The 20,041-nt window shown below is 71.0% G+C and carries 21 protein-coding genes and 1 pseudogene; 6 read left to right on the forward strand and 16 right to left on the reverse strand.

Annotated elements, in window-relative coordinates:
• Positions 1-1,074: 1,074 nt before the first annotated feature.
• Both AB0Q96_RS37615 and AB0Q96_RS37620 read left to right on the forward strand, forming a co-directional pair.
• Complete coding sequence (locus AB0Q96_RS37615; protein WP_365333609.1) at positions 1,075-1,632, forward strand: replication/maintenance protein RepL; 558 nt, start codon at positions 1,075-1,077, stop codon at positions 1,630-1,632.
• Positions 1,629-2,108 (forward strand): MarR family transcriptional regulator, encoded by a 480-nt coding sequence (locus AB0Q96_RS37620; RefSeq protein WP_365333611.1) that lies wholly within the window; start codon positions 1,629-1,631, stop codon positions 2,106-2,108. Before AB0Q96_RS37615 ends, AB0Q96_RS37620 begins: the two co-directional genes overlap by 4 nt.
• Before the next feature lie 1,153 nt (positions 2,109-3,261).
• Here AB0Q96_RS37620 and AB0Q96_RS37625 read toward each other — a convergent pair.
• From AB0Q96_RS37625 to AB0Q96_RS37640, 4 genes are all read right to left on the reverse strand, one after another.
• Entirely contained in the window at positions 3,262-3,534 is a 273-nt protein-coding gene (locus AB0Q96_RS37625) for a hypothetical protein (RefSeq protein WP_365333613.1), read from the reverse strand.
• A complete protein-coding gene (locus AB0Q96_RS37630; protein ID WP_030655479.1) occupies positions 3,534-3,767 on the reverse strand; it encodes a hypothetical protein in 234 nt (77 codons plus the stop codon). The genes AB0Q96_RS37625 and AB0Q96_RS37630 overlap by 1 nt, the downstream gene beginning before the upstream one ends.
• A gap of 305 nt (positions 3,768-4,072) precedes the next feature.
• Complete coding sequence (locus tag AB0Q96_RS37635; RefSeq protein WP_365333615.1) at positions 4,073-4,843, reverse strand: hypothetical protein; 771 nt, start codon at positions 4,841-4,843, stop codon at positions 4,073-4,075.
• Between the two features lie 103 nt (positions 4,844-4,946).
• A complete protein-coding gene (locus AB0Q96_RS37640; protein WP_365333617.1) occupies positions 4,947-5,537 on the reverse strand; it encodes a terminal protein in 591 nt (196 codons plus the stop codon).
• Positions 5,538-5,628: 91 nt separating this feature from the next.
• On the opposite strand from AB0Q96_RS37640, the gene AB0Q96_RS37645 reads away from it, so the two are divergent.
• Together AB0Q96_RS37645 and AB0Q96_RS37650 are read left to right on the forward strand one after the other, a co-directional pair.
• The gene (locus AB0Q96_RS37645) at positions 5,629-6,165 is read left to right on the forward strand and encodes a DUF6233 domain-containing protein (RefSeq protein WP_365333619.1); all 537 of its coding nucleotides are present in this window, start codon (positions 5,629-5,631) and stop codon (positions 6,163-6,165) included.
• A 103-nt stretch (positions 6,166-6,268) separates the two neighbouring features.
• Entirely contained in the window at positions 6,269-7,558 is a 1,290-nt protein-coding gene (locus AB0Q96_RS37650; RefSeq protein ID WP_365333621.1) for an endonuclease domain-containing protein, read from the forward strand.
• An 87-nt stretch (positions 7,559-7,645) separates the two neighbouring features.
• Here the strand turns inward: AB0Q96_RS37650 and AB0Q96_RS37655 are convergent, their stop codons facing one another.
• The 4 genes from AB0Q96_RS37655 to AB0Q96_RS37670 form a co-directional block, all read right to left on the reverse strand.
• Positions 7,646-8,203, reverse strand: a complete 558-nt coding sequence (locus AB0Q96_RS37655) for an XRE family transcriptional regulator (RefSeq protein ID WP_365333623.1) — start codon at positions 8,201-8,203, stop codon at positions 7,646-7,648.
• A 12-nt stretch (positions 8,204-8,215) separates the two neighbouring features.
• Positions 8,216-10,477 carry a helix-turn-helix transcriptional regulator gene (locus AB0Q96_RS37660; protein WP_365333625.1) on the reverse strand — a complete coding sequence of 754 codons (2,262 nt, stop codon included), beginning with the start codon at positions 10,475-10,477 and terminating at the stop codon, positions 8,216-8,218.
• 100 nt (positions 10,478-10,577) lie between these two features.
• Positions 10,578-11,468: a DciA family protein gene (locus AB0Q96_RS37665; RefSeq protein WP_365333626.1), complete on the reverse strand. Its 891-nt coding sequence runs from the start codon at positions 11,466-11,468 to the stop codon at positions 10,578-10,580.
• A gap of 9 nt (positions 11,469-11,477) precedes the next feature.
• Entirely contained in the window at positions 11,478-12,920 is a 1,443-nt protein-coding gene (locus AB0Q96_RS37670; protein ID WP_365333628.1) for a helix-turn-helix domain-containing protein, read from the reverse strand.
• 732 nt (positions 12,921-13,652) lie between these two features.
• Between AB0Q96_RS37670 and AB0Q96_RS37675 the strand changes: the two genes are divergently transcribed.
• The gene (locus AB0Q96_RS37675; RefSeq protein WP_365333630.1) at positions 13,653-13,823 is read left to right on the forward strand and encodes a hypothetical protein; all 171 of its coding nucleotides are present in this window, start codon (positions 13,653-13,655) and stop codon (positions 13,821-13,823) included.
• 101 nt (positions 13,824-13,924) lie between these two features.
• On the opposite strand, the gene AB0Q96_RS37680 is transcribed toward AB0Q96_RS37675, so the two are convergent.
• The 8 genes and pseudogenes from AB0Q96_RS37680 to AB0Q96_RS37715 all read right to left on the reverse strand — a co-directional run bounded on the left by AB0Q96_RS37680 (position 13,925) and on the right by AB0Q96_RS37715 (position 19,025).
• The gene (locus tag AB0Q96_RS37680; protein ID WP_365333632.1) at positions 13,925-14,263 is read right to left on the reverse strand and encodes a helix-turn-helix transcriptional regulator; all 339 of its coding nucleotides are present in this window, start codon (positions 14,261-14,263) and stop codon (positions 13,925-13,927) included.
• Between the two features lie 152 nt (positions 14,264-14,415).
• Entirely contained in the window at positions 14,416-14,853 is a 438-nt protein-coding gene (locus tag AB0Q96_RS37685) for a GIY-YIG nuclease family protein (RefSeq protein ID WP_365333634.1), read from the reverse strand.
• Positions 14,850-15,317, reverse strand: a complete 468-nt coding sequence (locus tag AB0Q96_RS37690; protein WP_365333636.1) for a deaminase — start codon at positions 15,315-15,317, stop codon at positions 14,850-14,852. Before AB0Q96_RS37690 ends, AB0Q96_RS37685 begins: the two co-directional genes overlap by 4 nt.
• A complete protein-coding gene (locus tag AB0Q96_RS37695) occupies positions 15,317-15,997 on the reverse strand; it encodes a dihydrofolate reductase family protein (protein WP_365333730.1) in 681 nt (226 codons plus the stop codon). Before AB0Q96_RS37695 ends, AB0Q96_RS37690 begins: the two co-directional genes overlap by 1 nt.
• 4 nt (positions 15,998-16,001) lie before the next feature.
• Complete coding sequence (locus AB0Q96_RS37700) at positions 16,002-17,042, reverse strand: DNA-binding protein (protein ID WP_365333732.1); 1,041 nt, start codon at positions 17,040-17,042, stop codon at positions 16,002-16,004.
• A 174-nt stretch (positions 17,043-17,216) separates the two neighbouring features.
• Positions 17,217-17,435, reverse strand: a pseudogene (locus AB0Q96_RS37705) (helix-turn-helix transcriptional regulator); the annotation flags it as partial.
• A gap of 115 nt (positions 17,436-17,550) precedes the next feature.
• Positions 17,551-18,270 (reverse strand): ATP-binding protein, encoded by a 720-nt coding sequence (locus tag AB0Q96_RS37710; RefSeq protein WP_365333638.1) that lies wholly within the window; start codon positions 18,268-18,270, stop codon positions 17,551-17,553.
• Positions 18,267-19,025 (reverse strand): GntR family transcriptional regulator, encoded by a 759-nt coding sequence (locus tag AB0Q96_RS37715; RefSeq protein ID WP_365333640.1) that lies wholly within the window; start codon positions 19,023-19,025, stop codon positions 18,267-18,269. The genes AB0Q96_RS37710 and AB0Q96_RS37715 overlap by 4 nt, the downstream gene beginning before the upstream one ends.
• A gap of 360 nt (positions 19,026-19,385) precedes the next feature.
• On the opposite strand from AB0Q96_RS37715, the gene AB0Q96_RS37720 reads away from it, so the two are divergent.
• The gene (locus AB0Q96_RS37720; RefSeq protein WP_365333641.1) at positions 19,386-19,994 is read left to right on the forward strand and encodes a hypothetical protein; all 609 of its coding nucleotides are present in this window, start codon (positions 19,386-19,388) and stop codon (positions 19,992-19,994) included.
• Positions 19,995-20,041: the final 47 nt, after the last annotated feature.

The following is a 20,041-nucleotide window of genomic DNA, read 5'->3' on the forward strand; positions in this document are numbered from 1 at the left end:
CGGAGCGGGTACCACATCGCTGCGCGATGTGCAAGCGAAGCGGCTCGCTGCGCTCCCCGCGCCCGTGCGGAGCACGGGCGGTCCCCTCCGCTGCGTTCCTGGGACCGGTGGGGCCGGCCGCTGCGCGCCCGGCGGGCCGCGCAGCGCGCGGCCGGGCCGATCGGGTCCTGACGGTGCGGCTAGTGGGGCCTCCAGTGCGGGAGTTGAGGGGAGCGCGGGGCGCTCCCGGCGGGTCCGCTGCGCTCCCCCGCCTGACGGTCCTTCCGGCTGCGCCTCCAGAACCGTTGGGCCCGCTGGCGCGGGCCTGGCTGGCTACGAGGGGGTGGGGGTCGCTCGTTCGTGTGGGTTCCAGTGTATCGGATGCATCCGGTAGATGCAGCATGTACCGTTGGCGGAAACACAGGACACCCCCCAACCGCACGGGCAGGCGCGGCTTGTGAGGTTGCATCAGCACCGGCATTCGACCGACCACTTACGCGAGGAATAACGAATTGGGAAGGCTCGGCCTCAGCCATAGAACGGTACCCCGGAAATCGGAAAGTCGAAATTCCGGCGTGCGGAGGTACCGAAGCCGAACGGCCCCCCGGCCGGTCGGCGGAACCGCCCACCGGCATCAGCCACGCTTCCTGGCTTTTGACCGTCGCGGTCGGCACCACCCGAGACTCAGAGCCGTTGGTGCTGTCCACGGCCCGCGCGAGGGCAGCGGTGCCGCACGCGAAGCGAGCTCGGCCACAGGGGCCGGGCCTGGCGCACCACGATGGTTGTCGTTGCCGACACGCCCGTTCCTGCCGCGGCTACGAGCGACATGTCGGTGGGTGCCGCCGACAGGGGCTCGTGGCGGCCGGACCCTGGTCGCTCTTAAAGATTACAGAAGGCGCAACGCTCTGACCTGCGGAAACGCGGAAGTTGTATGCACCCTGGGCGCATACAACGCGTCGCCGGAGCGTGAGTTGTATGCACGTAGCTGCATCAAGGGGTCAAGGCAAGGGACGCGCCGCCTCGGTGCATCGTTCTCCGAATAACATGTCACCCCTGGTATGTTATGCGTCTCGATGATCTTCGTAAGGAGGGCCAGTGGCCCAGTCCCAGAGGCGTAGCGCGACCGCCGGCGCCAGGGCCGTGCGCCCGGCACCGGTGCCTCAGAAGCCCGACGACTTCGGCGGGCTGGAGTCCGCGCGGGACCTGCTCAAGAGGCTGGAGGAGCTGGGGCGCAAGGGCGGCACCTTCTCCACGAAGGGCGACCCGAAGCCCTACGCCTTCTACGGGCGGATCCACCTCAGCGCCTCCCAGCGGCTCCAGGACGAGCTGTGGAAGTTCGGGTTCTCCTCCATGGCGAGGAACGTGCTGGACCACATGACGGTCCACCACGACGACCAGTCCATGGTGAAGATGACCCAGCGCGGCCTGGCGGAGAAGTTCGGCTGCTCGCAGTCGAAGGTCTCCCGCTCCATCGGCGAGCTCTCCCGCCAGAACTTCGCCTGGAAGGAGAGCAGGGGCATGTACCGCCTGCACCCCCTCTACGCCTACCGTTGGGGGAGCGACAAGCAGCGCGCCCTGGTCAACAAGCTGGGCCCGAAGGTCCTGACGGCCCGCGAGATCGTCATCCCGAACGTGAGGAAGGCAGAGCGATGAGCGACAGCCCCATCCCCGGCTTCCGCAGCCCGGACGCCTTCGAGGTCCTGCCGAACGCCCGGCTGAACCCCACGGCGCGCGACGTCTTCGACATCCTCCAGGCCCGCCAGGAGCCCTGCGGCCTCGTCAAGATCCGGCAGGCCGACGTCGCCCAGCGGCTCGACATCAGCCAGGCCGCGGTCTCCCGCGCGATCGGCCAGCTCAAGGACAAGGGCCTCCTCGACGGCCGGCACCGCCAGGGCAGCGTGCTCATCCACCCGCTCTTCGCCGCGTACGAGTCGCTCCCCCACATGCTCAACCACCTCAGCGACCCCGACACCTTCGTGTGGCCGCTGAACTTCCCCACCGGCGACATCCGACCCCCGCGGGCGAGCGACGCGCGCACCGACACCGGCTTCGACCCCAACCCTGATCCCGACGGCGGGGAAGACGCCCCGGTCCCCGAGACCCGGCCCGCCCTCCGGCTCGCCGGCTGACTCCCCTCCACGAGCGGCGGTAGCACTAGGTGAACCGCTTTGTTCTGGAGCAGCAGAACAAACGGCAGCGGCCCCGGTGGTCTGCTGCGTCGCGTGCTGCTCGGGTCAGGGCGCCCTTGCTACCCGTGCAGCACCCGTGTGCCGTCTGGGCCGTGCGAATGCTGCGCTGCGCTCCTCGCCGGACGTGCAGCAGGCGTCTTGCACCCTTCACCGCCAGGAGCAGCGGGACGTCGGCGGCCGAGCAGCACGAGGCGCTGCACCCGGCCGGGTGACGGGCCGCCGGCGGCCGCGGCCGGGCCGAGGCGGAGCGCGTCTTGCACCCCATTGGTAGGTACTACAGGTAGTACCTACGTGCGGGTTGAGTCTCCTTCCCCCTGAGAGCAGAGCTCGGGGCCGGGAGCAGCGGAAGACGGCGACCGAGGAGCGAGGGCGTGGCGCCCGTCGTGGAGTCGTTGCCGAGGCGGGAGGACGCTTTACCGCCCCTCGAAGCGCTGTGCGCCGCTGTGAGCGTCTTTCGGTGCCTTGATCGTCGCTCGGGAGCCCGGAGGGCGTCAGAACGCCGCAGACGGCCGTACAGGGCCGGGAAGGATCATGTGCGCCGGACGGGCGGGGTGGGCCTCGGTGCAGGTGGCGGCGGGTGGTGTGTGCCCGCGCAGCGAGCTTCGCTCTCAGGGGGAGAGATCTACAACCCGCACATAGGTACTACCTGTAGTACCTACTAATGGGGTGCAAGGCGGGTGCGGGCCGGGGCCTGCAACGCAGAGCGCAACACGTGCCCGATCCGCACGGTGAGGGACGTTGGCGCAGGTCAGGACCGCAACGCGGACTCTGTTGCACTCGTGCGTTGCACGGGCATGTTGCAGGGCGCGCCGTCGGCGTGGAGCTCGGGGCCGACGGCGGCGGGGCGATGGGTGCAAGGGTGCAAGGCGAGTGGCGAGCCGGCTGGCGAGGGCTGCCCGGCTGTACTTCCGGTACTTCGCCTACGGCGGGTGGGAAGGGCGCGCTCGTCCTCTGGTCAGTCAGTCCTAGGTCTTCCTTGTACGCGAGCGATCCCTCATCAACCGACGGACCCGATCCCTCACCAACCGACGAACACGTGCAGAGGCCGACCGCGCCAGCAGGACGCGGTCGGCCTGGTCCAGGACGTCGCGGGTCAGACCTCGAGGTAGGCGACCACGACCACGGTCTTCAAGGCCGTGACCCAGTACAACAAGCGCACGCGCTCGACCTCGTCGGCGTACTCGCGCAGCTGGGGGCCGGCGGCGCTGCCGGGGATCGGCTCGCCGACCTCGGGGTCGACGGAGACGACGACCAGGGCGCGGTCCAGGGCGTGGATCTCCGCCTCGCTGGTCAGGTTCTCCAGCTGCTTGGCGGCGGAGTCGGAGAACGCGATCCGGGCGCGGCGGGGGCCGTGCTGCGGGGCCATCAGGCGACGGCCGGGCGCTGCCGCGCGAGGCGGGCGAGGTGGGCCTCGCGCAGCTCCTCCCACGGGGTGCACTGCTCGGGGTCGGGCAGGCCGTTGGTGGCGATGTCCTCCAGGACGGCGGCGAACCGGTCGGCGTCGGCGCGGGTCTTGGCCGCGTACGCGCGGACGGCGTCGGCGGCCGCAGGCTCCAGCTGCCGGGCGGCGGTGTCGGCGGGGGCCGGCTGTTCGCTCATCGAGGGCTCCAGAGGGCAGAACTGGCGTTGCTCACCACGGTATCGCCGGGCCGCGGGGCCCGGGACCACTCCGGCTGAACCGGCCCCCATGACTACGTTCCGTACTGCTTATAAGTGGTCGGGAGATCAACTCTTATGTGTCACGCTCCGCCCCCGAAACTGCCCTGGAGGCCCCTACGGGCCCCGAGAAGCGGACATAAAGGGACACATTCGAGGTGGCGTGACACTTTCCCGAGGGAGCGTGACAGCCGGTGTCACGCTCACGCTCAGTCAGCGTGACACCCGGCCGGAAGAGCGTGGTGCGGTCAGCTGGCGCCGGAGCGGGCGCGGGAGAGGAGCGCGGCGAGGTCACCGGCGGCTTCGGGTTCGGTGGTGGCGAGCCGGGCCGCGAACGCCAGCTGGTCCATGTCGACGCCGGGGACCAGGCGGACGAGTTCGGCGAGCAGTGCGGCGTGGGCGAGGACCGGCGGCGGCAGGAGGCCGGCGGCGGCTTCGCGGGCGGCCGGGTCGGCGTAGTGCCCGCGGTGCGCGGCCAGGGCGCGGGCGAGCCAGGCGTCGACGTCGGCCTGGACGTATCCGCCGGCTCGCCGGGTCAGCTCGTCGCGCACGGCTTCGTCCCCATCGCGGGGCTCGGTCTGCTCCAGGGCGTGGAGCTCGCGCAGCGCCTGGAGCTCGTCGGCGCGGGCCGCGACCCGGGCTGCTTCGCGCAGCTCGGCCTCGCGGGCGGCGGCGGCCGCGGCTTCGGCGGCGAGCTCGGCCTGGACGACGGTGTCGGTGTCCGGGTCGTACACGGTGCCGGCGGGCGCGGCGGCGAGCAGCTGGTCCAGGCGCTCCCACTCCGCGAGCTCCGCGCGGCCGCGCTCGTCGTCGACCAGGTCCTCGTGGCGGGAGTTCTGCCGCGCGTCGAAGCGGGCGTCCTCGAGGGCCGCCGCGACGGCGCCGGCGTCCATGCCCTTCGCCCGGCGCCGTACGACGCGCCGACCGATGCGGGCGGGGTCGACCGGCTCGCGGGGCGCGGCCGCGCGGGCGGCGAAGGGCCGACGGGTTGCCCGCCGGGTCTGCCAGGGGGTGCTCATAGGGCCTCGCATTCGGAGCGTCAAAAAGGGTGCGGGCCGCCGCCAGAGCGCTTCCGCGACGGCCCGCGAATACGGTTTATAGCAGGCTCTGAATTGCGGTGTCTCAAAATTCGAACTCAATGGATCGGACGTCCGTTAGGTCGACACGCAAACCCTTGGCCCGGGTTCCCCATTCCGTGAAATAGGACTCGGTGATGGCCTCCGCGACGACCGGATGCAGCTCCGAATCCGTCGCACCGGCCTCCTGGAGCCGGAGGATCTCTGCGGCGTAGGTGGGCGATATCGGGGTGAGGATCGTGCGCTCGCGACCGTCATCGGACGACCCGTTGGCAGTGAACCCGAAGTGGGCAACGACGCGCACCATCATGCCGGTGGAGGTCGCGGCCTGCTCCCGTGCATGTGCCTTGACCTGCGGTTGCCACTCGGACTCGGTCTCCTCCACCAGCGCGGCCTGGAGGCGCTTCTGCGGCTTCGCCAGCTGTCCGGCGCGGTAGCGCTCCACCGTGCGGCGCGAGACGCCCAGGCGCTCCGCCAGGGCCTTGGTCGACCCCTTCGCCCGCGTGAGGAGGAATTTCACCTGAGCCTTAGCGGATTTCGGCGCGGGCCGGGTGAACACCTTCCGCTCTGCCTGGGCGAGGGCCTCCAGGATCTTGCCGTGGCGCGGGGCCGGCTGCTGCGAGTCGTTGATCGTCATGGCCGCAGCCTCGGGTGCCTGCCCTGTGGACAGAGTCCGCGTCCATGCAGGTCACGGCGTTCTGTCGGTCCGTGGTGTCTACGGTGGAGGCATGTCGACGTCACCTTCGCCCGCACCCGACCCGGCTCCGGTGCCGATCCGGGTGCTGTTGCCCGGCGACCAGGAGGTCGTGGCGCGGCTGTGGGCGAAGCGCCAAGTCCTCGACGGCTGGCTGTACGAGGTGGGCCTGCCCGCGTACCGCAACGGGCCCGGGGGCTCGGTGGAGCCTGCCGAGTACCGGGTCTGGGTGCGCGCGCCACAGCACGTACGGCCCGTGGACGGCGTCTCGTACGACGACGTGCCCACCGAGTACCTCCCGAAGCCGTCGCTCGTGGACCAGGTCCTCGGGCCCCGCCGCCCGTCGGGCTGGGTGCTGGCGAAGGCCGGCGGCCGCGGTCCCGCCCGAGGCGGTGTCGTGCACGCCGTCGACTGCGACGAGGCCCCGACCGGGGTGCCGGTGCTGACGGTGGAGCGGGCCCTGGACGTGGCGCAGCAGCCGGGTGTCCGGCTGTGCTCGCTGTGCGGTGCGGCCGCCGAGCTCGATCCGGTCCTCAAGGGCTTCGACCGTGGCTTCGACGGCGAGGATTAGCGGCCGGACACATCGGACGCGTATCGAGTACCCGATCGGCCTTTCGCGGCTGTGTACGAATCTGCGGAGGGCGTTGTCAGAGGTGTCTGCAACGCTCCCGCCCATGCCCATGATCAGCCCGAAACTGGCGTGCGCCATCTTCACGGACGAGACCCGCGACGCCTCGTTGCCCCTGCGCCCCGATGCCCTGCTGAAGACGATGTCGCACCACCTGCGCTGGCACGGACACGTCGTCGTCGGCGACGTCGCCTTGCGCTTGTACAAGCACAAGGGGCCGTGGCAGTACGACGAGCGTGACGTGCGCCGGGCCGCCCGGGACCTGGCCGCCGTGACCGTCGACCACGAGGACCTGGTCGAGGTCGTGTTTCCCGGGCGGCGGTGGCGTGAGGAGAGCAGCGCCGAGGATGAGGACGCCCGCGGCCGGGCGAACTGGCGTGGCCAGATCGCCGGCTGGATGTACCACGAGGCCCTGTCCAAGGAGCTGGCCCGGGATCGTCCGTACGACGAGCGCAGCGAGTGGGCGCGGATCGGGGAGAACGGTCTTCCGGGCGGGCTGACGTGGGAGGAGTTAGTCACCGTGCGGAACGGATCTGGGAGCGCGTCCACGATCGCCGGCACCTACCCCTTGGAGCTGCTCACCCGGTGCGAGGGCCGCTGGTGGCTTCCCCGCGCCTATGCCGACCTCCTGGACCGGTGGGAGGTAGTGGAGGAGAAGCTCCTCGATCGGGCGCGGCTGTGCTCGCGGTGCGGGGCGCGGGGGCCGCGCTGGAGCGGCTGGAGGACGTCGACCAAGACCGGGTACGTGACGATGTGCCCGCCGTGCTCGGGGGCGGAGTTCACCGCGTACACCGGGCACCTGCGTGGGGTGCCGTACGGGCAGATGCGGGCCCGGAAGCTGCGGGCCGACGACTACCTGTGCCGGCTGTGCCAGTCGAGCAGGGCCTCAGTGTGGGACCACTGCCACGGGCACGACCTGGTCCGCGGTCCGGTCTGCGCCAGCTGCAACACCTTGGAGGGGAAGGGCATCCCGGAGCTCCTGCTGCGGCGGGAGGAGGTCGTGGCGCACCTGCTGGAATGCAGCCGCTGCCGCGAGGAGCGGACCCTTCCCCTGCGGTTCCACGCTGCGGTGGCCGGGTTCCACCTGGAAGCCGAGGCCCGGCACGCGAGCTGTCCCGTGCAGCCGCGCGTCCGGCACCGGGGCACCACCACGAGCGGACACGTCTTCGACCTGTACTGCGACCGGCACTGGACGAAGAGGTGGAAGGAGGAAGTGTCGACTGCCGAGGCGCACGAGCTGGTCCGCGCCTTCGTCGACCAGGCGCTCGCGGCCGGGCAACCCGGGGCCGGGGTGCCGGGTCCGCGAGCGGCTTCCGACACAAATACGCGGACGTGACGAGTTGGAGCTCACTTCCGCATCCTGACCGCAGAAACTGAGCGGGCCCGGACCACACGGTCCGGGCCCGCTCGTCGTTCGGGGCTGCTACAGGTCGAACTCGAGGTGCTCGATGTCCGTGAACCGGACCTCCTCCAGGGAGCCGGCGCGGCGGCCGCCGTCCTGGAAGTACACCTCCTTGAGTCCTTCGGCGGCGATCTCCTGGAGCTCGTCGTCGCTGGCGCCGGCCTCCTGGGCGTCGAAGAGGCGGGCGGCGTACTGCGGGGGCAGGGCGACGGTCAGGTGCCGGATGCGGTCCTGGTCCGTGGACCCGATCGGGGCGGTGTAGCCCATGCGGGCGCGGGTGTCGATGACGATGCCGCCCGTGCTCGCCGCCTTCGCCCTGGCCATGGCCCGGATCTGGGGCTGCCAGCGCTTCTTCACCTCGCGCTCCAGGCGCGCGGCGAGGGCGGGGCGGGGGTTCTTGGCCTTGCCCGCCACGTACCGCTCCACCTGCCGCTGGGACATCCCCAGCAGGTCGGCGACCGGCTTGGTACCGCCGAGCTTCTTGACCAGGTACCGCATCTGCGGGCCCGCGGACTTGGGCGCCGGACGCGTGAACGCCTTCTGCACCGCGGCCTCCAGGCCGTCCCCGAACAGGCTCATCGTGGCCTACTCCTACTCTCCGTTGTCGACGTCGGTGACGGTGCCGTCCTTGATGTAGCGGGCGAGGTTGAGCTCCGGGGCGTTGAACTTCTCCCGGACCTCCTCGCCCCACAGGACGTCCTGCGTGCCTTCCCACTTCACGAGGCCGGGGTTGATGCCGAGCTTGAAGCCGCCGGGCAGCGGCTTGCCCTCCCGGTAGGGCAGGAAGTCCAGCGGGCTCGGGCCGTTCGAGGCGTAGACGACGCAGTCGGACAGGATCGCGATCGGGTACTGCCCGGTGAACGCCGCGTGCTTCACGATCTTCCGGTGCAGGTTGATCCGGGTGCGGGAGATGACCGCCGCGCGGATGTCGGGCCGCCACGTCGGACGGGCCAGGGCGCGCCAGGGCTCGCCCGGCCGCCAGTTCTCGCCCCGGGGCCGCTCCCGCAGCTTCCCCAGGCCGCCCTTCACCGTCGCCTTGACCGCCGACACGACGATCGCCAGCTCCGGGTCGCGGGCCTTGTAGCCGTGCATCGCGGCGAGGAAGTCGGCCGGGGCGAGGTCGGCGTCGACGCCGAGGTCGGCCATCGTGGCGAGGTAGGCGTCACGGAGCCGGTTGTACCAGCCGTCCAGGTACCGGCCGTTGTCGTACCGCACCCACGCCTCGATCGGGCGCACCTCGTAGCCGAGCTCCTGGGCGTAGGCGACGGTGGGCGTCGCGTACCAGGCCGGGCCCTCGGGGCGCTCGCCCTTCGGCGTGAACGGGGAGGGCAGCAGGTTGCCGTCCAGCTCCACCCACTCCTTGCCGACCTTCACCCGGGACAGGTCGACGTGGGAGAGGTCGACCAGCCAGGAGCCGGGCAGCTTCGGGTCGAACACCGGGTTCGTGACGTGCGTGGCCTCCCCGAGGCCGACCGGCAGGCCGTTGGCGCCTGCGGCGAAGGCCATGTTGACGTCGATGCCGACCAGGTGGCGCAGGGTGCACTCCGCGTCGGTCATCGGCCGTGCCCAGTCGTACGCCTCCTCGAAGAGCTTCTCCGCCGGGCCGCGCATGTGGAAGCGGGGCATGTCCTTGAGGACGGGGTGGCCGTCGGGGACCTCGCACGGCGGCCAGTTCATCGGGTCGATGGCGTCCTTGCCGAGCGAGCCGGGGTTGTGCTCGGAGTGCCGCTTGCCGTCGGCGTCCGGCTCGGACGCGCGAGTCGGCGGATGCAGGGCGGTCATCAGCTCCAGGCCGGTGACGGCGGTAGAGCCGCGCGGCGTCATCACGCGGGACGCGTAGACGCCAAGGACGCGGGCGAGCTCCGCCGGCGGGAGCTGCCCGGCGGTGCCCCAGTGCCGGGTGTCGAGTGCGTTCCACGACGGGATGCACAGCTGCACGCAGGCCCGCTCCGAGCCGGTCGCGGGGCGGTAGATCCGCGCCCACGGGCCGAAGCCACGCTTCGTCAGCTTCCACTCCGCGCGGGCCAGCTGCTTGATGACCTTGTGGCCCTCCGGGATCCGCCCGGCGAGCTTCTCCTCCTCCGTGAGCGTGACCGGCAGGCCGTAGCGCTCCAGAGCGGCCTCGGTGAGCACGATCAGCGGGTCGGCGTCCTTGCCCGGCCCCGACAGCTTCGGAGCCCCGAGCTTCGCCTCGCGCAGCGTCCAGTCGACCAGGGCCGGGATGCTCTTGGCGGGCACGTCCAGGACCAGGCCGCCGGTGCAGTACGCCAGCACCTTCCCGTCCTCGACGTCGACGACCGCCAACGGGCCGTTCTCGAACCGCGGGTCGGCGCCGCCCGCCGGGGTGTTGGCCGGGGCCGCCTTCTTCGCACCCGGTCGGCGCGACGTCGACGACGTCCTGGTGGTGCGCGCCGGACGGGTCGCGGCGGCCGGAGCAGCGGCGACGGGAGCAGGGGCGGGGGTCTGGGTGTTCTCGGTTGCAGTCATGACCGCAGCCTCGGACGCCTCCCGTGTGGACAGAGTCCGTGCTTCCGCCGGGGCGGGCGCGGCGGTGAACGTGGCCGGCACCACCGGGTCAGGGGCGGGGGCTGGCGTGGCCGTGTCGGCCTGGGTGGCGGGGTAGAGCTCCGCGAGCTTGTCCAGCAGTCGGGCGTAGGCGTCGCGCTCCGGCGGGCGGGGCTCGGTCTTGCCGGACTCCCAGCCGGACACCGTGGCCCGGCGCACCTGCAGTGCGGTGGCCACTTCGTCGATCGTCAGGCCGTGCGCGGCACGCAGCCGCTTGCGCTCCGCCGGTGGCGGCAGGGCGGCGCGGGACGCGAGCAGGGCGTCGACCGCGTCGAACAACTCGGACATGAAAGCACCTCCTGAGAACACTCTACCCCATGAAGCGTACGTTTCGCGTACGAACAGCGTACATATTGCGTACATGCACTCTGTTGAGTGAAGCGACACTTCACGCTGACGTCCGCAGCGGCGCCCGCTGGGGCGTCACCGCCGCCACAGTCCCGGCCTCCCTCGCTGCACGCTCCGCACGGGCCCGGCGCAGGGCGGCGGCTTCGGTCGCCGCGGCCTGGCGGCGCCGCTGGGCGCGGGCCTGCTCGATCGGGGCCGGCGCATCATCGGGGACGACGTCGGGCTCGGGGAAGGCGCGGCGGCTGAGTTCGCGCATGGCCCGGTTCTGCCGCCCAATCGCCTCGGTGACGCCCGAGGCCACGTGCTGGACGCGCGGGACGGCCTGGTGGGCGGTGAGGGCGCGGTGGAAGCCGGGCGAGGCCATGTCGCGGGTCTTCACCGGCGCCTCGGGCGCGGCCGCCGCCGACGTCGCGGTGACCGCCTCGCGGGCCGGTGCGGCCGGGGCGCCCACGGCCAGGACCCGGACGGTGCGGACCGCCTGGGTGCCGACCGCGTCGTTCGCCGCGGCGACGATCCGGGAGCTGATCAGGCGCAGCTGCGTGGCGTACGCGGGCGAGTCCGGGCGCAGGTCCAGCTGGCCGGTCTCCGCGTGGAAGGCGACCGCCGTCACGTGCGAGGCCAGCTTCGGGGAGAGCGCGGCCGCGATGGCCGGCCACTGGTCCAGGATGCTTCCGCCTGCGGCCGGGATGTCCCAGGCCCGGTCGGCCATCAGGCCCTGAAGCACGGCTCCGAACCCGCTCACCTCCCGGCCGTCACGCCGCACCATCGTCCGCAGGGGGCGCTTCGTCTTGCGGGTGCTGCCCTCGCCGCGGGTCTTGGCGGCCTCGCGCGCCTGGTGCAGCGCGACCCGGGCCAGGTCGACGCCCGACAGCTCCGGGGCCGGCTGCTCGCTGCTGCTGGTGGTGGTGGTGGTGTTCAGGGTCTCGGTCATCACGGCCTCCTACCGGCGTCCGACGTTCATCAGCGAGCTGCCGCTTGCCAGCTTGCGAGCGCGCTGCACCAGGTCAGCGCCGAAGATGTGCACGGCGGCGGCCGGGCCGAGGGCGTCGTAGGTGCTCATGACGAGCGTGGTGTCGCCCGCCATGAACTCGCCCCAGCCCGTGGCCCGCATGTCCGCCAAGTCCTGCTCGCTCAGGTCCTCGACACCGCCCAGCTCGGGCAGCGACTCGTACTGGTCGGAGGGCTGCGCCTGCGGGGCGAACGCCTCAGCGACCATGCGACGGACCGCCATGCTGCGCGGGGGCGTCCAGTCGCCCTCCCACTCCTGGTGGCGGGCCTTCTCCGCGCGCCGGGAGTCCCGGTACGCCTGGACGGCGCGCTCCCGGCCTTCCTCGGTCGGCCACAGCGCCACCGCGCCCTTCAGCCGCCCGGCGAGGAAGCCGGAGGGCCGGTGGACGGTGCCCGGGGCGTCGCCGCAGTCCAGGAACGCGATCACCTGGTCGGCCGTCCAGCCCGCGTCAGCAACGTCCTTGAGGATCCAGGCGATCCGGGGCACCGCAGCGCGGCCCATCCACGGCACCTGTCGGATCAGCTCCGAGGCCAGCTGGAAACGGCGCCCCACCGCGTTGAGCTTCCGGCGGCCGCGCTTGACCTTCTTCGGGGTGGGGGACTTGCTCTGCCCGCTTGCGAGCTTGCTCTCAGGGGGGAAGGAAGTAGTACCCGCAGAAGAAACACTGCGGGAACTACCCCCCATTGGGGTGCAACGGACCTCATCCGAAACAGCCGTCACAGCACCCTGGTCAGCACCCTTCCGGGCACCCTTCGACGGGGCCTTCGAGGACGACTTCGCCCGCCGCTTACGGACCTTGCGGGCCGCCTTCTTCGCCAGCGCCGCCATCAGCTCCCGGCCGGCCTCCGCGATCCCGGTCATCCGCCGCCCGGTGCCCTCACCGGCCGTACGGACGCCCAGCGCCACGTCGAACTCCACCGGCACCATCCGCGCGAACTCCGACGCCTGCGCGGCCGCCCCGCGAACCCTGGTGCCCCGCACGACGTACGCGAGCAGCCCGGCCTCCCGCAGCATCCCCAGGTGGTACTCCACCGACCGCTCCGACAGCCCGGTGCGCCGCACCAGGTACTCGATCCCCGGACGGCACGGGAACAGCTCCGCGAGCTCCTGGGCGACGCGCACCGTCGTCGGCCCGAACGAGCGCGGCCCGTGCGACCGGTACCGGCGCGGCTCGTACAGCCCGGACCCGGCGACCCAGTGGACCGCCTGCATCCAGGAGTAGCCGTCCAGCGCGATCCGGCCCGTCGACGTCGTCAGCCACTGGGACGCCTCCGGCACGTACAGCGTCGCGGGCAGCACCGAGACCGCGTCGACGTCGACCGACGGACGCGGGGCAGGAATCAGCGCGACGGCCGGTGCCGCCGTGCTGCTCATCGGCCCACCGTCCCGGCCGGTGCGATGGAGATCGCCTGTGTCGTCATCAGGCTGGTGTACACGCCAAAGCGGACACCCCCCTCAGCAGGCAAAACGCGTGCTTCGTGATCCATCCGACGACCCTGCACGAGTCGGCCTGTGGACAAAGTCCGCGGAGCCCGGATCACCCCCCGCGCTCCCGCACGGCGGGCAACAACTTCAGATCGCGTCCCGCCACACGGGACGCCGTCCTCGAGGACGCTCCCGTCGACGGAGTTGTGGACGACGTCGACGAGCGGGTGCACGAGCCGGACGGCCGGCGTCGCGATCGGACCCGGCGAGACCGCTCCGAAAGCCCCGCGCTTGTAGCTTCCTACCGGAAGACCCTCTTCCTGTACGAACAGGAAAAGAAGGGAGGAACCGTACGCCGATCCCGTCACACGGGACGACCGCCGCGCCTGAACCGACATGAAACGGACAAGGTCAAGCTGACAGGGGGACACCACTTCGGGCACTATGAGAAACGACCTGCTCTCCATATAGCTGGACCGACCAGAGCCCCTCGGGGCTGGACCGGTCTCCATGGATGTGTCAGGAACGCCCCCTTCGTGAGAAGCGGGCGGACCTCGATCGGGCGGGGGGAGATTTCTCCTCTCCTCTTGATCTTGGTGAACCGCAGGACCCCTCACGGGGCCCCGCGGATCAGCGGGACGTGGCCGTTGTCAGCGGCCGGGTGTTGCTGAGGTGCAGGACTTGACCGTCGTCAATGGCCAGGTCTTGCGGGTAGGGCGCCGACCGTTGTCCGCGGTCGGGGTACTGCTGGTGGCCCTTGTCAAAGGGGCCGACCCGCTTGTCGAAGGCGGGGTATTGCAGATGGATTGGCTCGATGAGCCGAAGCTCAGGACCGGCGTCAACCGGAACTGAGCAGCCGAACTGAGGTGTCACGCCCAGTCGGTGCGAAGGGCCGCGCTGGCCGAAGCGGATTGTCAGTCCGCAAGGTGGCCGCGCGGCCGGTGGCGGCTACGTCACCCCGACCCCCTTGAATCCGAGGCTGGCGTCGGCGTGCCCTCATCCGCTTCCGCGGCCTCGGGAAAGCGCTCCGCGAGGCCCTTGAGGAGACGCAAGTAGTTCTCGCGGTGCGGGCGCCGAGGGCTGGTCTGACCCAGCTCCCAGCGCGTGACCGCGACCCTCTTCACGCCCACGGCGTCCGCGACATCCTGCTGAGTAAGGCCGGCCGCGAGGCGCAGCTTCGCGCGCACGCGCGGAGACGGCAGAGCCTCGGGCAGGCCGTTCAGCAGAGCGTCCACCCGCTGCGAGCGGTCCGAGTCGGACATAGCCACGCCTTCCATGATCGTCGTAACCATGAAAGATACACGATCTGATCTCCGCGTGGGGGAAGTGGCCACCGCGAACTGAGTTTTGTTCGGCGCCCGGTAGGGTCCGTGCCCGTACCCCACTTCCGCGTCAGCCAGCGCTCCGGGCCGTCGAAGTCTGGCCCGGCCCGGCTGCGGGAAGGTCAGCTGTCGCACAGGCACCGTCCAGCTTCCTTCCAGGTCGGGCACTCCTGCTCCACCCGCTCGTACACCCGCGGGGGGATATCCGGCATCCACACGGACCACTCCTCAATGGAGGCGTACTTGGGGTCCAGGTCGTGCACCGGCTGGCGGACCCCCAGGCGCTCGTCTTCCTCCACCTGCGCGGCCTTCACGAACGGGCTTACCACTGCCACCGGATCGGGGCCGAGGTCGAACCATTCGCCGTGACGGCGCTTATCAGCGAACCGGCGGTGGAGTTCGGCCTCAACGATGGGGCCGCCCTCGAAGACTGCGAGCAGCTGTAGGACTACGGGTGAACCCGTCTGAAGGTCACGGAGACGCCGGTTCGGGTTGTCGGTCCAGCCGATCTTTACGAGGGAAGAGTCGGTGGAGCCGATCAGATACACCTGGTTCGTCATGCCAGGTCCCCCAGGTGCGCGTTGGCGGCCTTCGCGGCCGCTGTCAGCTCGGGCAGTTCCACCACGGTCACCCCGGCCGCCACCAGCTGCTCGTAGCCGACGCAGTCGTCGACGAACAGGCTCGGCTCACGCCAGGCGATGACGACGCGCGGGATGCCGGCCTCGAGGATCCGCCGCGCGCACGGCGTACGGGAGGCGCTGCGCTGGGAGCAGGGCTCCAGCGTGCTATAGATCGTCGCCCCGGCGAGCCGCGGGTCGCCCTGGGGGAGTTGGGCGAGCGCGACTTCCTCCGCGTGCTCGCGGGGTCCGGTCGCGCGGGAGTATCCGGACGCCAGCTCGGTGCCGTCCTCGGCAACGATGACCGCGCCCACCGAGTACGCCCCGGCAGCCGGGGGGCACAGCGCGGCGAGGCCGATCGCGCGCCGCATCCAGCGGAGGTCCTCATCTCGGTCGGGCGCGTACATCAGCCGCGCTCCTTCGGGGCGTAGCGCAGGAGCACGACGTCGCCGATCGCGCGGGCCTCCAGCAGACGCATCCGGGAGGTCGACCCGCCCGGGTAGTCGGCGGCGCCCAGGAATTTCGGGGCGTCGGCCTGGCCCACGAGCAGCGGCGCGACGGCGAGGTGGACCTCGTCGGCCAGGTTCTGCGCCATGAGCTGGGTGTGGATCGTGCCGCCGCCCTCCACCATCAGCTGCTTGACGCCGCGGCGCCCGAGCTCATCGAGGACCAGGCCCCAGTCGAGGTCGGGCCCGACGCTGACGACGTCGGCGAGGCCCCCGAGCGTCGCACGGACCTTTTCCACCGCGCTGTCGACGGTGACGACCAACTTGTCGCCGCCGTGGTGCCAGAACTTCAGGTCGGCGGTGAGGTCGCCGGTGCGGGTGACCGTGACCTTGAGCGGGTAGGCCGACTTGCCGTCGGCGACGCGCTGAGCACGGCGTTCGTCGCTGTTGACCAACAGGCGCGGGTTGTCCCGGCGCATGGTGTTCGCGCCGATCAGGATGGCGTCGGACTCCGCGCGGACCTGGTCGACGCGTTCGAAGTCCTCAGCGTTGGAGAGCAGCAGCCGCTCGGGGCTGGTGTCGTCCAGGTAGCCGTCGACCGACATGGCGGCGGACAGCAGAACGTACGGGCGGGCAGTCATCTGCTCAGGCATCCGTTTCAGTCTCGTGAAAGAGGGTGGAGTCGAAGGTGGCGCGGAACTCGGCTACAGCCGGCTCGCGCTGCCAGGGAATCAGGGCCTTGTCGAGCCGGACGAGCTCGTTCGTGATCCGGCCGGAGCCCGTGTCCTCCGCCACCGTCAGCGCGTGCATCCCGAGCGCGGCGGCCTGCTCTGGGGCGCGGGCGCCGGCCAACGCCACGGCCTGCCGCGCCATGTAGACGCCCCGGTCGCGGTGGTAGCCGTCCGGCACCAGCCGGATGGCGGCGCCGAACGCGTCGGCGGCCTGGTCGTGTTTGCCCAGGGCCTCGAGGCCCTGGGCGCGGTGGACCTCCACGTACGAGGCGTTCAGCCACACGCCCCACGGGGTGGGGTCGGCGGCGGCGCCATCGAGGGCGTTACGGACGTCGTCGATGGCCCGCTCGCTCTCGTCGGCGTCACCGCGCAGCGCGTGTCCGTACGCCTCGTAGGTGCGCGCGACGGCGGCGAGGCGGCTGCGCGGACGGGCCATGCGCTGGGCGGCTTCGGCGAGGTCGACCACGTCGACCAGGTCGGCCGTGTCGCCGGCCAGCTGTGCCTTGCGGGCCATGACGTACGTGGTCAGGTCGTTGTCGCCGACGGTGTGAGACCACTGCATGGCCCGGTCCAGCCAGTACGACGCCGCCTGCGGGTTCCCCAGGTCCTGATAGAGCCAGGACAGAAACTCGCCGTACTGCGTCTGGAGCTCCATCAAGTCGCGCCGGTCGGCGCCCTTCGCGTCCCGGCGCAGCTCCTGGATGACCTGGATATGGTCGCGCACCGCGGCGACGGCGTGCCGGGGCCCGAGCAGGTTGTCGTTGTCGATCAGTAGGCGGCGGGTGCGACGCAGGTGCTCCACCGGCGTCGAGCCGTACGCGTACGCGGCCCGGGCCTTGCGGACCAGACCGGGAACGGCACCCGAGTCCGCGAAGGCCGGCGAACCGACGCCGACCGCAGCCGCAGCCCCGAGCCCCATCCCCGTGCGCAGCAACGCACGCCGATTCAGAGCCACCCAAACCACCGACCCATCAGCTAGACGACACGGGACAGAGATCCCTTCACCGTCCGACGCTGCCTGGTCAGCCAGGGCAAAAGCCAGATCCGCCGATGATCTGGCCACATGGGCCGGGGGATTGGCCACATGGCCACGCTCGTCACCGATCCGCTCCCACAGGCGGAGCAACATGCCGCTGGCGCCCAGCTTGTCGTCCAGGACCACAGCCTGCGACCGGTCGGGAGTTCGCTCCGCGCGCTCGAATCGTCCCAGGTGGCTGTGGTCGATACGAGTCATCTTGCCGAGCTCGCGAAGGCTCAGCCCCCGAGAGGTCCGCAGCTCCCGCAGCTGGTATCCCCAGTTGTGCAAGGGCGACACCCAGGGCGTCAGCTGCCTCGGCTTCTGCGCCATCCCGCCCCCAACCTCGTGGCCTGTGTGGCCAAGTGATCCGGCCACATGTCAGATCTGGAACTCCCGAGTCTGGCGGACCTAGAACCGAAGCGCACGGTCCGTCGACTCGGGAGGCTCAGTGTTCTGCGTTTCCATCCGCATTCGGCTGCTTCGCGCGGCGGAGCAGGTCGAGGACGCTGTCCGGATTGCCGTCGTACACGATGTGCGGTTCATCGTCGCTCGGCGGGCAGAAACGCCCTGCGTGCCTGAGCAGGTCCTCCTCGCTGAACTCGATGCTGTTCGCGTCGACCAGCGACCGCTCGTTGCGCTTACGGATCCGGTCCCAGCGCACCTCGTGCGGCACAGGCAGGTAGACGAGAACGGGTTCGCCGCCGGCCTCCGTCACGGTCGCTGCCCACTGGGCCCTCTCTTCCGGAGTCCAGAAGCCGTGGTCGACCACAACCTCGTGTCCAGCCGCCAGGAGTTCCTGGAGCTCAAGGGCGATGTCCTTGAGTACGGGCGCCTCCCGGACTCGGAACTGCCCACGGGGGAAGTCCCTGCCGTAGTGGCCGTAGCGGCGGAACATCTCCTCGTCCGGGCAGAGGCGCCGGAACCCCGCCTCTTCCAGGGCGCGGGCGAGGGTCGTCTTGCCAGCACCCTGCAGACCGGTCATGAGGATCGCGCGAGGCGCGGGGCCCGGTCGGCCGGACAAAGCGGCGGCGATGCGCGTGATATTAGATCGTCCTTCCAGCGTCGTGAGGGTGTCAGTGCGCTCCGCTCGAAGGAGCTGGTCGAGGCGGTCTTCGAGGCAAGAGACGAGCGTGTCGTCCAGCACGACGGTCTCGTGCCTGTTCACCGCCGCACCTCCGACGTCGTGCGACGGGTGCGGCCCGGGGCCCCCAAGTCCACGCCGTACTCCAGCAGCTCGCCGTCGGCGTCCAGGAAGCGCGCGGTCAGCACAAGGATCGCTGCGACAGTGTCGGGCTCCAGCTCCAGGAGCTCGAGGTCGCGGGCGGTGGCGATGCGCGCCGTCTCCTCATCAACACGCTGTACGACGTGGCGCCCAGTGGCTTCGGCGATGAGGTCCAGCGACAGCCCGCCCCTGAGGCGCTCGCTGCGCGCGAGCTCGGGCAGCACCTGGGCGAACTCCGCCGGGATCCAGGACGTTGAGTGGGAGACGATCCCGTGAGCATCTCGGTAGACACGGCTTCGACGAATCACGTCCTCGCCAGGCTCGATGCCGAGCGCATCCGCGACGTCCTCGGGGGCCGGCACCATGCCCGCGGTGTGGCCGGAGGACTTCTCTCCCACGCCCCACGACGACTTCGTGGTGGCGCTCCGATCGTGGCGCTCCGATCCGGATGCGAGCGACACGGGACGCGCCATGACCTCGGTGCCGACGCCCGGGATGCCGTTGACCAGCTTCTCGTCTCGCAGCAGTTTCATGGCGCGGTCGGCCGTTGCGGTGCTGACCTGCCACTGATCAGCCAGGGCACGGATGCTGGGCAGCAGGTCGCCCGGCGTCAGCTCCCCGGAGCTGATGAGGTCCCGGTAGTGACCTGCGATGCGCGCGTACGGCGGCCGATTGTCGGCCCGCGGTTGCCCTGGCATGTCGCCTCGCCTCCTTCTTTCCGTCTAGGTGCCTCACTATACCGCTTGACACCTGAGGGTACCTGAGGCAACCTGATGTACGTAAGACGGTGATCCCCCGGGAACACCCCGTAGTCGAACCACTGCAGTAGTCGTCCGCCCTTCGGGGTCGGCCGGAGTAGTCCTCCCCAGCTCGCTGGGAATCCGAGGGCGCGAGAGCACCATCGAACTCCTCCGGAGCCTGACGGCCGCGACCACTGCGTGCACGTCGCAGCGCTGTGCGCTGTCTGTCCTGCGGGACGCCGGCCTTGTGCCGTGCGGCCTGGAGGGCGGAGAGAGCATCGCGACGCTCCCCCTGCCGCTCCGTCACGAGGAGTTCAGATGTCTGCTTCCACCGTTGAGAGCACCGCCCGGCCCCGCAAGAGCCGGACCCGCTCTCGCACCGTCAACGCCCGCCCGGCGCTCGTCCTCTCCACCCTCAAGCCCAACCAGTACGACCTGCGCCCCGCCTGCGCGTCGCTGGTCTGCCCCGACTGCGAGACGTGGGTGCCGATCACCGGCCTCCAGACCAAGAAGCCCAAGCTCGTGCCGCACGACACCGGCCGCCCATGGAAGGACGCGGCCGTCCGCTGCCGCCTGGGCAGCAACCGCCTGGTCACGGTCGACGTGCTGGTGAAGAAGTGGGCGGAGCGCTTGGAGGACGGTCACGCGGAGACCGGCCACCGCCGCCGGACCACCGTGCGGCGCAAGCCCAAGGTCGCGGTCGCCCCGGCCGTCAGCCAGATCGCCGCGCAGAAGCAGGCGCCGGTGGGCGACGAGCGCGGCAACGGCCGGCCCCTGTGGCGGCTGCGGAAGGAACAGTGGGCGGCGACCGCGCCTGCGGTTCGCGACGCCGACGCCCGCCGGGCGCAGCTGCCCGCCGGTGCCGCGCCGCTGGGAGCGCCGCCGGTGCCGCTCAAGACGCTGCACCCCGAGCGCCGCGCGAGCTGATCCGCTTCGGACGAACGCCCACGGTCCCGGCCACCCCGACGAAACCG

This window comes from Streptomyces sp. NPDC093111 (assembly GCF_040683955.1).
GTDB lineage: Bacteria > Actinomycetota > Actinomycetes > Streptomycetales > Streptomycetaceae > Streptomyces.

Coding starts and splice junctions, on each gene's coding strand:
- AB0Q96_RS37630 (WP_030655479.1), bottom strand. CDS start 3,767: ATGAGCGAACAGCCGGCCCCCGCCGACACCGCCGCCCGGCAGCTGGAG.
- AB0Q96_RS37650 (WP_365333621.1), top strand. CDS start 6,269: ATGCCCATGATCAGCCCGAAACTGGCGTGCGCCATCTTCACGGACGAG.
- AB0Q96_RS37715 (WP_365333640.1), bottom strand. CDS start 19,025: ATGCCAGGGCAACCGCGGGCCGACAATCGGCCGCCGTACGCGCGCATC.
- AB0Q96_RS37620 (WP_365333611.1), top strand. CDS start 1,629: ATGAGCGACAGCCCCATCCCCGGCTTCCGCAGCCCGGACGCCTTCGAG.
- AB0Q96_RS37665 (WP_365333626.1), bottom strand. CDS start 11,468: ATGACCGAGACCCTGAACACCACCACCACCACCAGCAGCAGCGAGCAG.
- AB0Q96_RS37680 (WP_365333632.1), bottom strand. CDS start 14,263: ATGGTTACGACGATCATGGAAGGCGTGGCTATGTCCGACTCGGACCGC.
- AB0Q96_RS37695 (WP_365333730.1), bottom strand. CDS start 15,997: ATGACTGCCCGCCCGTACGTTCTGCTGTCCGCCGCCATGTCGGTCGAC.
- AB0Q96_RS37685 (WP_365333634.1), bottom strand. CDS start 14,853: ATGACGAACCAGGTGTATCTGATCGGCTCCACCGACTCTTCCCTCGTA.
- AB0Q96_RS37635 (WP_365333615.1), bottom strand. CDS start 4,843: ATGAGCACCCCCTGGCAGACCCGGCGGGCAACCCGTCGGCCCTTCGCC.
- AB0Q96_RS37660 (WP_365333625.1), bottom strand. CDS start 10,477: ATGTCCGAGTTGTTCGACGCGGTCGACGCCCTGCTCGCGTCCCGCGCC.
- AB0Q96_RS37670 (WP_365333628.1), bottom strand. CDS start 12,920: ATGAGCAGCACGGCGGCACCGGCCGTCGCGCTGATTCCTGCCCCGCGT.
- AB0Q96_RS37625 (WP_365333613.1), bottom strand. CDS start 3,534: ATGGCCCCGCAGCACGGCCCCCGCCGCGCCCGGATCGCGTTCTCCGAC.
- AB0Q96_RS37720 (WP_365333641.1), top strand. CDS start 19,386: ATGTCTGCTTCCACCGTTGAGAGCACCGCCCGGCCCCGCAAGAGCCGG.
- AB0Q96_RS37690 (WP_365333636.1), bottom strand. CDS start 15,317: ATGTACGCGCCCGACCGAGATGAGGACCTCCGCTGGATGCGGCGCGCG.
- AB0Q96_RS37645 (WP_365333619.1), top strand. CDS start 5,629: ATGTCGACGTCACCTTCGCCCGCACCCGACCCGGCTCCGGTGCCGATC.
- AB0Q96_RS37640 (WP_365333617.1), bottom strand. CDS start 5,537: ATGACGATCAACGACTCGCAGCAGCCGGCCCCGCGCCACGGCAAGATC.
- AB0Q96_RS37655 (WP_365333623.1), bottom strand. CDS start 8,203: ATGAGCCTGTTCGGGGACGGCCTGGAGGCCGCGGTGCAGAAGGCGTTC.